This is a genomic window from Allobosea sp. 67-29, from assembly GCF_001898115.1.
GTDB lineage: Bacteria > Pseudomonadota > Alphaproteobacteria > Rhizobiales > Beijerinckiaceae > Allobosea.
On the sequence record NZ_MKSQ01000012.1, the window covers coordinates 1,769 to 13,312 of the forward strand.

Annotated in this window: 16 protein-coding genes and 1 pseudogene; 9 read left to right on the plus strand and 8 right to left on the minus strand. The window is 68.3% G+C overall.

What is annotated here, in order from left to right; genetic code table 11:
* Together BGO20_RS10550 and BGO20_RS10555 are read left to right on the plus strand one after the other, a co-directional pair.
* Window positions 1–785 (plus strand): M23 family metallopeptidase (locus BGO20_RS10550; protein WP_299857650.1); only part of this gene is annotated, 785 nt, incomplete at its 5' end.
* Between the two features lie 112 nt (window positions 786–897).
* On the plus strand, window positions 898–1,815 hold the full coding sequence (locus tag BGO20_RS10555) for an AEC family transporter (RefSeq protein WP_291665000.1): 918 nt from the start codon (window positions 898–900) through the stop codon (window positions 1,813–1,815).
* Window positions 1,816–1,820: 5 nt separating this feature from the next.
* Here BGO20_RS10555 and gluQRS read toward each other — a convergent pair whose 3' ends face one another.
* Entirely contained in the window at window positions 1,821–2,717 is an 897-nt protein-coding gene (gluQRS, locus tag BGO20_RS10560) for a tRNA glutamyl-Q(34) synthetase GluQRS (RefSeq protein WP_291665002.1), read from the minus strand.
* Window positions 2,718–2,727: 10 nt separating this feature from the next.
* Between gluQRS and BGO20_RS10565 the strand changes: the two genes are divergently transcribed.
* Window positions 2,728–3,459, plus strand: a complete 732-nt coding sequence (locus BGO20_RS10565; protein ID WP_291665005.1) for a DNA-3-methyladenine glycosylase family protein — start codon at window positions 2,728–2,730, stop codon at window positions 3,457–3,459.
* A gap of 54 nt (window positions 3,460–3,513) precedes the next feature.
* Here BGO20_RS10565 and BGO20_RS10570 read toward each other — a convergent pair whose 3' ends face one another.
* Window positions 3,514–4,293, minus strand: a complete 780-nt coding sequence (locus tag BGO20_RS10570) for an HpcH/HpaI aldolase family protein (RefSeq protein WP_291665007.1) — start codon at window positions 4,291–4,293, stop codon at window positions 3,514–3,516.
* Between the two features lie 132 nt (window positions 4,294–4,425).
* Entirely contained in the window at window positions 4,426–4,749 is a 324-nt protein-coding gene (locus BGO20_RS10575) for a DUF1476 domain-containing protein (protein ID WP_291665009.1), read from the minus strand.
* A 313-nt stretch (window positions 4,750–5,062) separates the two neighbouring features.
* On the opposite strand from BGO20_RS10575, the gene purC reads away from it, so the two are divergent.
* The 4 genes from purC to purQ all read left to right on the plus strand — a co-directional run bounded on the left by purC (window position 5,063) and on the right by purQ (window position 7,509).
* The gene (purC, locus tag BGO20_RS10580; protein ID WP_291665011.1) at window positions 5,063–5,857 is read left to right on the plus strand and encodes a phosphoribosylaminoimidazolesuccinocarboxamide synthase; all 795 of its coding nucleotides are present in this window, start codon (window positions 5,063–5,065) and stop codon (window positions 5,855–5,857) included.
* A 41-nt stretch (window positions 5,858–5,898) separates the two neighbouring features.
* The gene (locus tag BGO20_RS10585) at window positions 5,899–6,486 is read left to right on the plus strand and encodes a hypothetical protein (protein WP_291665013.1); all 588 of its coding nucleotides are present in this window, start codon (window positions 5,899–5,901) and stop codon (window positions 6,484–6,486) included.
* Window positions 6,487–6,569: 83 nt separating this feature from the next.
* A complete protein-coding gene (gene purS / locus BGO20_RS10590) occupies window positions 6,570–6,812 on the plus strand; it encodes a phosphoribosylformylglycinamidine synthase subunit PurS (RefSeq protein WP_291665015.1) in 243 nt (80 codons plus the stop codon).
* A 4-nt stretch (window positions 6,813–6,816) separates the two neighbouring features.
* Entirely contained in the window at window positions 6,817–7,509 is a 693-nt protein-coding gene (gene purQ, locus BGO20_RS10595; protein ID WP_291665017.1) for a phosphoribosylformylglycinamidine synthase subunit PurQ, read from the plus strand.
* 7 nt (window positions 7,510–7,516) lie between these two features.
* Here purQ and BGO20_RS10600 read toward each other — a convergent pair whose 3' ends face one another.
* Genes BGO20_RS10600 through BGO20_RS10610 form a run of 3 tightly spaced genes read right to left on the minus strand, consistent with a single transcriptional unit; the run spans window position 7,517 to window position 9,089 of the window.
* The gene (locus BGO20_RS10600) at window positions 7,517–8,143 is read right to left on the minus strand and encodes a DsbE family thiol:disulfide interchange protein (RefSeq protein ID WP_291665019.1); all 627 of its coding nucleotides are present in this window, start codon (window positions 8,141–8,143) and stop codon (window positions 7,517–7,519) included.
* Complete coding sequence (gene ccmD / locus BGO20_RS10605; RefSeq protein WP_291665021.1) at window positions 8,140–8,328, minus strand: heme exporter protein CcmD; 189 nt, start codon at window positions 8,326–8,328, stop codon at window positions 8,140–8,142. Before ccmD ends, BGO20_RS10600 begins: the two co-directional genes overlap by 4 nt.
* Window positions 8,325–9,089, minus strand: a complete 765-nt coding sequence (locus tag BGO20_RS10610; RefSeq protein ID WP_291665023.1) for a heme ABC transporter permease — start codon at window positions 9,087–9,089, stop codon at window positions 8,325–8,327. The genes ccmD and BGO20_RS10610 overlap by 4 nt, the downstream gene beginning before the upstream one ends.
* Before the next feature lie 279 nt (window positions 9,090–9,368).
* On the opposite strand from BGO20_RS10610, the gene BGO20_RS10615 reads away from it, so the two are divergent.
* Complete coding sequence (locus BGO20_RS10615) at window positions 9,369–9,743, plus strand: hypothetical protein (RefSeq protein ID WP_291665025.1); 375 nt, start codon at window positions 9,369–9,371, stop codon at window positions 9,741–9,743.
* A gap of 9 nt (window positions 9,744–9,752) precedes the next feature.
* Here the strand turns inward: BGO20_RS10615 and ccmB are convergent, their stop codons facing one another.
* Window positions 9,753–10,421 carry a heme exporter protein CcmB gene (ccmB, locus tag BGO20_RS10620; RefSeq protein ID WP_291665027.1) on the minus strand — a complete coding sequence of 223 codons (669 nt, stop codon included), beginning with the start codon at window positions 10,419–10,421 and terminating at the stop codon, window positions 9,753–9,755.
* Window positions 10,418–11,014 (minus strand): heme ABC exporter ATP-binding protein CcmA, encoded by a 597-nt coding sequence (ccmA, locus tag BGO20_RS10625; protein ID WP_291665092.1) that lies wholly within the window; start codon window positions 11,012–11,014, stop codon window positions 10,418–10,420. Before ccmA ends, ccmB begins: the two co-directional genes overlap by 4 nt.
* 259 nt (window positions 11,015–11,273) lie before the next feature.
* Between ccmA and BGO20_RS10630 the strand changes: the two are divergent.
* Window positions 11,274–11,544: pseudogene (locus tag BGO20_RS10630) on the plus strand (aconitate hydratase); the annotation flags it as partial.

Consider the following 11,544-nt stretch of genomic DNA (forward strand, 5'->3'; position numbering starts at 1 on the left):
GCCTGTACGAGAGCCTTTATGAAACCGGCGCGCGACACGATCTGCCCCGGCCGCTCGTCGACGAACTCGTGCGGATCTTCTCCTACGACCTCGACTTCCAGCAGCGCGTCCATGCCGGCGACAATCTCGAGGTGATCTTCACCGAGGAGGACGAGGGCGAGCGCGCCGAGATCCTCTCCGCCACCCTCACCGTCAACGGCGAGAGCCGCCGGGTCTTCCGCTACCAGTCGCCCGAGGACGGGCTGATCGAGTATTTCGACGAGGACGGCAAGTCGCTGAAGAAGTTCCTGCTGCGCAAGCCCATCGCCGAGGGTCAGCTGCGCTCCGGCTTCGGCATGCGCTACCACCCGATCATGCGCTATTCGAAGATGCATACCGGCGTCGACTGGGCCAACAAGATCGGCACGCCGATTCTCGCTGCCGGCAACGGCACGGTGATCAAGGCCGGCTGGTCTTCGGGCTACGGCAAGCACACCGAGATCCAGCACGCCAACGGCTACGTCACCACCTATTCGCACCAGTCCAACTTCGCGCCGGGCATCGTGCCGGGGGCCAAGGTCCGCCAGGGCCAGGTCATCGGCTATCTCGGCTCGACCGGCCTCTCGACCGGCCCGCATCTGCACTACGAGGTCCTGGTCAACGGCAATTTCGTCAACCCCCTCAAGATCCGCGTGCCGCGCGGGCGCGAGCTGCAGGGGCCGAGCCTGGCCGAGTTCAGGCGTCAGCGCGACGAGATCCGCGGGCTGATCGAGAAGGCGGGCGGAACGGTCGCACAATTGCGCTGAACGCATGACGCGCCGGCAAAATCCCTCCGGCCCCGCTTCAGCGGTTGACATGGACCGGTAAAGACGACACCGCGACAGGATATCCCGTTCACGCGGCGTGAGCCTCCCGACCATGCTCGCCTCCCTCCTCGTCGTCCTCCCCGTCTTCGGATTGATCGGGCTGGGCTATCTTGCCCGCTTGTCGAGGCTGCTGCGCGAAACCACCGGCGAAGGGCTCTCCGACTTCGTCTTCGTCCTGGCCGTGCCCTGCCTGCTGTTCCGCACGCTCGCCAAGGCCGACATCCCGGCGACGCAGCCCTGGGGCTACTGGATCGCCTATTTCGGCGGACTCGCCGTGGTCTGGATGCTGGCGATGCTGGTCGCCAGTCGCGGCTTCGGCCGCAAGGGGCCGGAACTCGTGGTCTCCGGCTTCGCCGCCGCCCAGTCGAACACCGTCTTCGTTGGCGTCCCGATGATCCTGAAGGCCTATGGCGATGCCGGCGCCGTGCCGCTCGGCCTGTTGCTCGCCGTCCACCTGCCGGTGACGATGACGGTCGCGACCCTCCTGGCCGAGGGCCGCTCGGCTTCGATCGCTATGCTGGTCCGCCGGCTCTTCACCCACCCCATCATCATCGGTATCATTCTGGGCTCGATCGTGCGCCCCTTCGTGGCGCAGGTGCCGCAACCCTTCTGGACGCTGGTCGATCTGCTGGCCGGGGCGGCGGTGCCCTGCGCGCTGATCAGCCTCGGCATCGCCATGCGCCGCTACGGGCTGGAATCGGGGCTGGCGCTGCCGACGATCCTGAGCGGCCTCAAGCTCGGCCTGCATCCGCTGCTGGTCTACTGGCTGGCGACGCGCATCTTCGAGATGCCGGCACACTGGTCGGGCGTCGCCGTGCTCTTCGCCGCCTGCCCCTGCGGCATCAACGCCTATCTCTTCGCCGAGCGCTACCGGCAGGGCGTCGCCGATGCATCGAGCGCCATCACGCTGTCGACGCTGCTCTCGCTGTTCACCACGGCCGCCTGGCTGACCTTCCTCGGCGTCGGCTGAACCTGTCAGCCGAAACCCAGTCGCTGCCGGATCATGGCCGCGGTCACGCCCCGTTCCCGCAACGTCGCCAGGCTCTCGGAAGAGCGGCTCTTGGCGAGCTTTCGGCCCTCCACGTCGATCAGCAGCTCGTGGAAATGATAGAGCGGCGTCGGCAGGCCGAGCAGGTGTTGCAGCGTCGCGTGGATGTCGGTGGCGGCTTCCAGATCGGTGCCGCGCACCACATGGGTCACACCCTGCAGGGCGTCGTCGACCACGACGGCGAGATGATAGCTCGTCGGAACATCCTTGCGGGCCAGCACCACGTCGCCCCAGCGGGCCGGCTGCGCGCGCACGAAGCGTCGGCGCCCGTCGGCATCGAACACCTCATAGCCGATGTCGCTTCCCGCAAGGATGGCGGCCCGCGCCATGTCGAGCCGCAGCACATGCGTCTCGCCGGCGCCGATCCGGCGAGACGCATCGGCCTCGGCGAGGCCCCGGCAGCAACCCGGATAGAGCGGCGCCCCATCCGGATCGACCGGCCACGGACGGCCCACCTCGCTCTCGCGCCGCGCGACGGCAGCCCGGACGTCCTGCCGCGAGCAGAAGCAGGGATAGACCAGCCCCCGGACGCGCAGGACGGCGAGCGCCGCCGCATAATCCGCGAGATGCGCCGACTGACGCCGGAACGGCTGCTCGAAACGGATGCCGAGCCAGTCGAGATCCTCGATGATGCCGTCGATATAGTCCGGCCGGCAGCGGACGGGGTCGATATCCTCGATCCGCAGCAGCAGCCGGCCATCGACGCGTTGCGCCAGCGCCTCGTTGGCGAGCGCCGAGAAGGCATGGCCGAGATGCAGCCGCCCGTTCGGGCTCGGCGCGAAACGAAAGACGGGCTTGCCGGAAACGGGTAGATCTGCGGCCATCGGTTCGATCTTGAGCTATGCCGTTTTAGAAGCCGAGGCCGCCTCGGCCAAGCCGCTGCTGACGGAACGCGTCCCGCCTGCCATCCATCCTGACGCTATGACCGAACGAATCACCTGCGACGCCGATCTCGAGGAGGGCATGGCGGCCCTCACCGCCCGCGATGCGGGATGGCGGGCCATCATCGCCCGCACCGGCCTGCCGCCGCTGCGGCTGCGCGAGGGCGGCCTGGCGGGACTCGCCGGCATCATCGTCGCGCAGCAGCTGTCCGTCGCCAGCGCCCGCGCGGTGTGGGCCCGCTTCGAGAGCGTCTTCGTGCCACTGACGCCGGAACGGCTGCTGGCCGCCACCGATGACGACATGCGCCTGTCCGGCCTGTCGCGGCCGAAGCAACGCACGTTGCTGGCGCTCGCATCGGCTCTCGCGGAAGAGCGCCTCGTCCTCGACGCCCTCGCCGGGATGAGCCCCGAGGACGTCCATGCCCGGATGACGGCGATCTCCGGCATCGGCCCGTGGACGGCCGACGTCTATCTGCTCTTCTGCCTTGGCCATCGCGACGGTTTCGCCGCCGGCGACCTCGCGATCCAGGAGGCGGCCCGCCAAGCCTTCGGGCTTGGCGCGCGTCCGAAGGCTGCGGAGCTCGAGGCCATGGCGGAAGCCTGGCGCCCCTGGCGCGGCGTCGCAGCGCGGCTGCTCTGGGCCTATTATGCCGTATTGAAGCGCCGCGAGGGCATCAACGCCTGAGCCGCGGCGCGAAGAGCAGGCGAACCCGCCTCGCGCCATCGGCCAGGGAGCGACTCAGCTGCGCACCACTTTGAGCGCGGTCTGCGCCGCAGCGCGCAGCATGCCGCCGTCGCTCATGACCGTGACCATGCGCGCGCCCATGGCGAGCCCCTCTTTGGCCCGCTCGGCAGTCGCCGCGTAGAGCGCCACCGGCTTGTTGACGGCCGAGGCCCGGGCGACGACATGCTTCAAAGCCTCGTCCACCTCGCGCGCGCTTGCATCGACCCGGGCCCCGCCGGACAGCGCGATCGACAGGTCCGACGGACCGACGAACAGCGCGTCGATCCCGTCCAGCGCCAGGATGTCGTCGACGATCGCCATCGCCTCGCGCGTCTCGATCATCGCGAACGTCATCGAGAAGCCGTTGGCGGCCTTGAGGTAGCTGTTCTGGTCGAGCCCCGACGCGCCGAGCCCGCCATAGCTGCCCCAGCTGCGCTCGCCCATCGGCGGGTACTTGGAATAGGCCGCGAAGGTCCGCGCATCCTCCATCGTGTTGATCATCGGCGCGATCACGCCGGACACGCCGGAATCGAACAGCTTCGAGACGTTCTGGAATTCGCCGACCGGAATGCGGGCGATCGCGGGCTTGCCCGCCGCGTTGATCAGCGGGATCGCGCGGATGACCTCGCCGAGCGTGATCGGCCCGTGCTGCATGTCGAGCGTGATCGCATCGAAATCCTCCTGCGCGAGGATGGCGGAGATCGACGGATCGGGCAGTCCGCACCAGGCCGAGACGACGGTCCCGCCCTTCGCGAAGCGATCGGCGAGAGAGGACAGGACGGTGGGCTTGGTCATGGGCTTCGATCCGTTGCAGCGCCCGCTCCCGATGATCGGCGGGCTGATGCAAGGTGGACCGGCGGCGCTCCAAAAAGCAAACGGGCGCCCATGCGCCCGTTTCAATCTCGCCCTGCGCGGACCGGGACGCGGTCAGCGGCCGGCCTGGATTTCCTCGGCGGCCTTGATCAGCAGCTCGGACATCACCCGCCGGATCTCCGTTTCGGCGAGCGTGACCTCGGCGAGGGCGAAGTCGTTTTTGACCTTGCGCAGAACGTCCTCGTCGCCGGCTTCCTCGAAATCGGCCACGACGACCGACTTGGCATAGGCCTCCGCCTCGGCGCCGCTCTTGCCCAGCTTCTCCGCAGCCCAAAGGCCGAGCAGCTTGTTGCGCCGTGCGGTGGCCTTGAAGCGCAGCTCCTCGTCATGGGCGAACTTGTTCTCGAAGGCGTCCTTGCGCTGGTCGAAGGTCGTCATGCGGCGTCGGGCTCCTGTACGGGGCTTGAGATGGCGTCGTCAGCTCCATATAGGGCGCCGCCGCGGCAAGAGCCAGCCTCGCGCGCGGGCGCCTGCCGCGATTAAGCCTGCAGCAGGGCTGCCGGAGGCGGTTTGTTGCGTTTGCGGGCGAGACGCTCCATATAGCAGGCGCGCGGCGCCTCCAGGGCGGCGCGCGAAGCTGGCTCAGGCGCCGGTCCGCGGTCCGGTCGGATCGCCGCGACAGGTGCCGGCCGACAGATCAGGGGCCAAGATCCCGCCGCGACATCATTCGCGTCCAGTGAAGGGCCGACCTTTGGATTTCCTCAAGCCACGGTACATCCCCATGAATCGCCGCCGTCGCATCTACGAAGGCAAGGCGAAGGTCCTCTATGAAGGACCTGAGCCCGGTACGCTGATCCAGCATTTCAAGGACGACGCCACCGCCTTCAATGCGAAGAAGCACGAGGTGATCGACGGCAAGGGCGTGCTCAACAACCGGATCTCCGAGCACATCTTCTCGAACCTCAACGATATCGGCGTTCCCACGCATTTCATCCGCCGGCTGAACATGCGCGAGCAGCTCATCCGCGAGGTCGAGATCATTCCGCTCGAAGTCGTGGTGCGCAACGTCGCCGCCGGCTCGCTCGCCACCCGGCTGGGCCTCGAGGAAGGCACGCAGCTTCCGCGCTCGATCATCGAGTTCTACTACAAGAACGATGCGCTCAACGACCCGATGGTCTCGGAAGAGCACATCACCGCCTTCGGCTGGGCGACGCCGCAGGAGATCGACGACATCATGGCGCTCGCCATCCGCGTCAACGACTTCCTTTCCGGCCTCTTCCTCGGCGCCGGCATCCGCCTTGTCGACTTCAAGATGGAGACGGGCCGGCTCTGGGAAGGCGAGATGATGCGCATCGTCGTCGCCGACGAGATCAGCCCCGATTCCTGCCGTCTCTGGGACATCAAGTCCAAGGACAAGATGGACAAGGACCGCTTCCGCCGCGACATGGGCGGGCTGATCGAGGCCTATTCCGAGGTCGCCCGCCGCCTCGGCATCCTCGGCGAGAACGAGAACCCCGGCCAGAGCGGCCCGCGCCTCGTGCAGTGAGCGCCGTCACCCGGCCACAATCGCAACGGAATCGGGAGCGCATGCGCTCCCGTTTTCATGTCGTCCCGCTGCTGTTCGCAGCCGGGCTCATGCTCTCCTCCTGTTCCAGCGAGTACGGCGCGCCGATCGCCGACCTGCCGGCTTCGGCCGGCTGGCAGCCGCTGCCGATCGGGGCCTGGGTCCTGAACGACGGTCTCGAAGCCCGCTCCATGGCATTCTGTCCGCGCCAAGCCTGCGCCCGGCAGGGCTTCGCCGCCGTCCTCGCCTTCGAGGGTGCGCGGGCTCGCCGCATGGAGCGGGCCCTGTCCGAGGCCCCGGCCGAGCTCGCCCGCTCCTTCACCCGGCTGGAGGCCGAGAAGGCGGCGACGAGAAGGAGCGAGCAGCGCCGCGCCGGAAAGAAGCCGCCCGCGCCTGCCCCCGAGCGCAGCGTCACCGATTATGCGCGCTTCGAGGCGGCCGGCGCGAAGGGCATCCTGGTCACGATCCGGGCCAAGGACGCTCCGGACCGCAGCGGCGTCACCGCGATCCTCTACGGGCGCGAGGGCGACCGCCTCGTCGTCGCGCTGGCGGTCGCCGGCGAGGCCGGGGCCGCGAAGCACGATGCGGAAGCCGCTTGGCGCAGCCGCTGATTCACGTGAAACGGCGGGAAACGGTTGAGCCCGCCCCGATTCCTCGTTAAGGCACGCCCAGCAGCGCTCGCCCGGAGAGACCTATGAAAGCCCGCGTCACCGTCACCCTGAAGAACGGCGTGCTCGATCCGCAGGGCAAGGCGATCGAAGGCGCGCTGAAGTCGCTCGACATCGCCGGCGTCGAGTCGGTGCGCCAGGGCAAGGTCTTCGACATCGAGCTCTCGACGGCCGACAAGGCGGCTGCCGAGGCCGCCCTCAAGGCGGCTTGCGAAAAGCTTCTCGCCAACACCGTGATCGAGAACTACCACGTCGAGATCGGAGCCTGAGCCGATGAAGGCCGCCGTCATCACCTTTCCGGGCTCCAACCGTGACGGCGACGTCGCCAAGGCGCTGAACCAGGCCGGCGCCACGGTGACCCATGTCTGGCATGCCGATACCGAGCTGCCGGCCGGGACCGATCTCGTCGTGCTGCCGGGCGGCTTCTCCTATGGCGACTATCTGCGTACCGGCGCCATCGCCGGCCGCGCCCATATCATGGACGCGACCCGGGCCCATGCCGCCCGCGGCGGCTATGTGCTCGGTATCTGCAACGGCTTCCAGATCGCCTGCGAGGCCGGCTTGCTGCCGGGCATCCTCGTCCGCAACGCCAACCTGAAGTTCGTCTGCAGGCGCCAGCACCTCACGGTCGAGCGCAACGACACGCCCTACGCCCGCGCCTATGCCAAAGGTCAGGTAATCGACGTCTGCATCGCCCATGGCGAGGGCAACTACATCGCCGACCCGGAGACGCTCTCCCGCCTCGAAGGCGAGGGCCTCGTCGCCTTCCGCTACGCCGACGAGCAGGGCAAGGTCACCGCCGAGGCGAACCCGAACGGCTCGCTCAACAACATCGCCGGCATCTATTCGCCGGGCTTCAACGTGCTCGGCCTGATGCCGCACCCGGAGAACCTGATCGATTCGCTGGTCGGCGGCACCGACGGCCGCGGGTTGTTCGAGAGCCTGGTAGCGAGCAAGGCCGCCTGAATCGCCTTCAGCGTCCCATCAGCGCCCGCTGCAGCAGCTTCGCCGCCGCCGCCTGGTCGAGCGGCCCGACATGCTTGTCGAGGATGCGCCCGTCCGGCCCGATCAGGAAGGTCTCGGGCACGCCGTAGACGCCCCATTCGATCGCGGCGCGACCTGCCTTGTCGGCGCCGACCGCGGAGAAGGGGTTGCCGAGCGCACCGAGGAAGCGCCGCGCGTTCTCAGCCTCGTCCTTGTAGTTGATCCCGACCAGCGCGACCTTGCCCTGCCTCGCCGCATCCGTCTGCGAAAGCCCGAGCAGAAGCGGGTGCTCGACCTTGCAGGGCGCACACCAGCTCGCGAAGACGTTGACGATCGTTGCCCGGCCCTTGCCCAGATCGGCATTGCCGAAGGCGGGCACCGGCTGGCCATCCCGCTGCAGCCCCTCGATCGGCGCCAGCGTGATCGCCGGCGCCGCCTTGCCGATCAGCGCCGAAGGCACGCGGCTGGCATCGCCCGAGAACAGCCCGATGCCGAAGATGACGGCGAGACCGCCGAACAGGACCAGCGGCAGCAGGAATAGCAAGGGCGAGCGCCGGCGCGCCGCAGCCTCGCCTTGCGCCTCGACCTTCGCCGGTTCGACCTCGGCCGAAGTCATGACGTTTCTCCGCCCGGGCGGCGGCGCCCGGCGCCGCGCTGCTCCAGCCCCGCGAGCGCGCGCTTCTGCACGCGATGGTCCAGGACGATCGACAGCGTCAGCCCCACGAGAATGACCGCGACCGCCCCGTAGGAGGCCAGGATGAAGCCGGCATGCGGCCCGAGGCCCGCGGTCAGCGCGCTCATGCCGGGACACCTTGCGCCTGCGCCAGCCGGTCCAGCCGCTCGGCCTCGAGGATCGTCAGCGTCCGTACCCGCCGGCGCATGATCTCGGCTCGCATCGCGACCATATGCAGCATCAGGGCGAACAGGGTGAAGCCGAGCGCCAGCACCAGCAGCGGCCAGAGCATCGAGCTGTCGATCGTCGAGCCGCCCATGCGGAAGACCGAGGCCGGCTGGTGCAGGGTGTTCCACCAGTCGACCGAGAACTTGATGATCGGCACGTTGACGAATCCGACCAGCGTCAGGATCGCAACGGCGCGCCCGGCGCGCGACGGCTCGTCGAGCACGCGCCAGAGCGCGATGATGCCGAGATAGATCAGGAACAGCACCAGCACCGAGGTCAGCCGGGCATCCCAGACCCAGTAGGTGCCCCACATCGGCTTGCCCCAGAGCGCCCCGGTGATCAGGCAGATCAGCGCGAAGCAGGCCCCGATCGGCGCCGCCGCCTTCTGCGCGACATCGGCCAGCGGGTGGCGCCAGACCAGCGTGCCCAGCGCCGAGACCGCCATCAGCGAGTAGAACATCATCGCGAGCCAGGCGGCCGGTACATGCACGAACATGATGCGGATCGTCTCGCCCTGCTGGTAATCGGGCGGGGCGACGAACCAGGCGAGGTAGAAGCCGACGGCGAGCAGCAGCGCCGCCGCTCCCGCGAGCCACGGCAGCACAGCTGCAGAAAAGCGCATGAAGCGCGTCGGGTTGGCGAGGTCGATCAGGCGTTTCATGGCGTCGCGAAGCGTCATTCTCGCTGGAAACCGCGTCGAGCGGACGCCGTCCTGATCTAGCAACGGCCCTGGGGCTGCGCAATCTGTCGCGGCGACGCTGCGACAATCGCGCGTCCCTCAGCGCTCCTCATCGCCCGACGAGGCATTCGCGCCGCGCTGGTCGAGGATGCCGAACTCCTTCGAGTGCACGCCTTCGCCGGCCAGCTCGAAACCCTCTGCCGCCATCGCCGATCGCCGCCTCAAAATGAGTAAGCGACGATATCAGCGCGAGCACAGCCCATGCAAGCATCGGCGTCAGCGACGCAACCGGCGGCGGCACAGCGGCTTCAGCGGATTGATAAACTGCTGAATATATTGGATTTTATCCTTATGGCGCCTTGTCAGGAGCGAACACCGCCGCTACGGTCGCCACAGGAGGACGCGACGATGTTGATCAAGCTGAGCGACGATATGCAACGCGTCGTCGAGGTAAAGGTACGCAGCAAGATCGACGAGACACCGGTTCTCGACGTCAATGCGACGGCCGAGGAAATCCGGCAGATCTTCGCCGATCAGAACGTTGCTCACGAGGATATCGCGGCGTCTGTCGCGAAATTTGCGGCGCAATGCGGCTATCCCGTCGAATTCGTCGCGCTCGCACCCCAGCACGACTGAGGCGCAGCGCTACTCGGCCGAGCGCAGCGCCGCGGCGGCAGCCAGCGTTCCGACAACGACGGCCGCCAGCGACAGGCCGGCGAGAATCAAGAAGGGCGTTCTGAACGGCACGGTACCGCCGAGCGCCGCATTCGCCGCCGAGACCCCGAAGATCAGCACCGGAATCGTCAACGGCGCCACCAGCACGGGCACGATCAGCCCGCCACGCCTGAGGCTTGCGGCCAGCGCCGCGCCGGTGGCCCCGATGAAGCTCAGTGCCGGAGTGCCGACCAGCAGCGTGGCAAAGAGCGGCAGCACGGCCTCCCCCGGCAGCGCGACGAGCAGGCCGAGCAGCGGCGAGGCGAGCGCGAGCGGCAGCCCGGTCGTGAGCCAGTGCGCCAGCCCCTTGGCCAGCACCGCGGCCTCCAGCGGCAGCGTCGACGCCCGCATCAGATCGAGCGAGCCATCCTCCTCGTCGGCCTGGAACAGCCGGTCGAGCCCGATCAGCACCGCAAGCAGCGCGCCAAGCCACAGGATCGCCGGCCCGATCCGCGACAGCAGGTTGAGGTCCGGCCCGAGCGCGAAAGGCACGAGCACGACGATCGTCAGAAAGAACACGAGGGCGAGCTCACCCCCGCCGCCGGCACGGGCGGCCAGGGCGAGGTCGCGCCTGAGGACGGCGAGGAAGGCGCGGCTCACGATCCGATCCTGACTTCGCGCGCCTGGTCGAGCCCGAGCGGCCCGTGCGTCGCGGCGAGAATCGCGCCGCCCGCCCCGAGATGACCGCGCATGAGGCCGGTGAGCATGGCCTGCGAAGCGGCGTCGAGCGCCGACATCGGCTCGTCGAGCAGCCAGAACGGGCGCTGCGAGACGAGGAGCCGCGCCAGCGCCACCCGCCGGCGCTGGCCCGCCGACAGATAGCCGACCGGCAGCGCCGCGGCATGGGCCAGCCCGACGGCGTCCAGCGCCGCTTCCGGCGAAAGGGCGGGATGGCCCAGCACGTCCTGGGCGAAGGCGAGGTTTTCCCGCGCGGTCAGCGCGGTCTTCAGGCCGTCGCGATGGCCCACGAGATGACTCAGCTCGATCAGCTCCGCCTCGTCGGCGCCCTCGATCGCAATGCTGCCGCCATCGGGCCGCAGCCGCCCGCACAGCATGGCGATGAGGCTCGACTTGCCGGCGCCGTTGCGGCCGGTCAGCGCCAGGGCCTCGCCATTGGCGAGCGACAGGTTCACGCCCTCGAAAATCAGCCGCCCGCCCCGGCGACAGCACAGATTCTCGACGCGAAGCCGCAGATCGGGAAAGGAAACTTGCGTCAAGGCGGCGATGCCGCCGATGCATTCGACCACATTTCGTTCATGTAGCGCGTTTCTTGGAATTGCTCTATAGAACCCGCGGCTACGCCGCACGCCGATCCGGCGCGGGGCTCGGGCACTCCCGGGGCGGCGCGCGCGTCACGCGCATTAGGCCTTCGAACGGCAAGGTCCGCAAGGGCAGAAACCCTTGAAGACATGTCGCTCGCGACCGCAACCCCTTGATCAGGATATTGCCACGATGGCTTCGCTCGATTCATTCAAGGCCCGCAAGACACTCGACGTCGGCGGCAAGAGCTACACCTATTACTCCCTGCCCGACGCCGAGAAGAACGGCCTGGCCGGCATCTCGAAGCTGCCCTTCTCGATGAAGGTGCTGCTCGAGAACCTGCTGCGCAACGAGGACGGGCGCTCGGTCACCAAGGCCGACATCGAGAATTTCGTCGCCTGGCTCGACGACAAGGGCAAGGCCGGCAAGGAAATCGGCTTCCGCCCGGCCCGCGTCCTGATGC

Excerpts from the sequence above, each read along its gene's own strand:
- purQ (WP_291665017.1), top strand. The coding sequence starts at position 6,817 with ATGAAGGCCGCCGTCATCACCTTTCCGGGCTCCAACCGTGACGGCGAC.
- BGO20_RS10575 (WP_291665009.1), bottom strand. The coding sequence starts at position 4,749 with ATGACGACCTTCGACCAGCGCAAGGACGCCTTCGAGAACAAGTTCGCC.
- BGO20_RS10570 (WP_291665007.1), bottom strand. The coding sequence starts at position 4,293 with ATGACCAAGCCCACCGTCCTGTCCTCTCTCGCCGATCGCTTCGCGAAG.
- gluQRS (WP_291665002.1), bottom strand. The coding sequence starts at position 2,717 with ATGGCCGCAGATCTACCCGTTTCCGGCAAGCCCGTCTTTCGTTTCGCG.
- BGO20_RS10615 (WP_291665025.1), top strand. The coding sequence starts at position 9,369 with ATGCAAGCATCGGCGTCAGCGACGCAACCGGCGGCGGCACAGCGGCTT.
- purS (WP_291665015.1), top strand. The coding sequence starts at position 6,570 with ATGAAAGCCCGCGTCACCGTCACCCTGAAGAACGGCGTGCTCGATCCG.
- BGO20_RS10585 (WP_291665013.1), top strand. The coding sequence starts at position 5,899 with ATGCGCTCCCGTTTTCATGTCGTCCCGCTGCTGTTCGCAGCCGGGCTC.
- ccmD (WP_291665021.1), bottom strand. The coding sequence starts at position 8,328 with ATGAGCGCGCTGACCGCGGGCCTCGGGCCGCATGCCGGCTTCATCCTG.
- BGO20_RS10600 (WP_291665019.1), bottom strand. The coding sequence starts at position 8,143 with ATGACTTCGGCCGAGGTCGAACCGGCGAAGGTCGAGGCGCAAGGCGAG.
- BGO20_RS10610 (WP_291665023.1), bottom strand. The coding sequence starts at position 9,089 with ATGAAACGCCTGATCGACCTCGCCAACCCGACGCGCTTCATGCGCTTT.
- BGO20_RS10555 (WP_291665000.1), top strand. The coding sequence starts at position 898 with ATGCTCGCCTCCCTCCTCGTCGTCCTCCCCGTCTTCGGATTGATCGGG.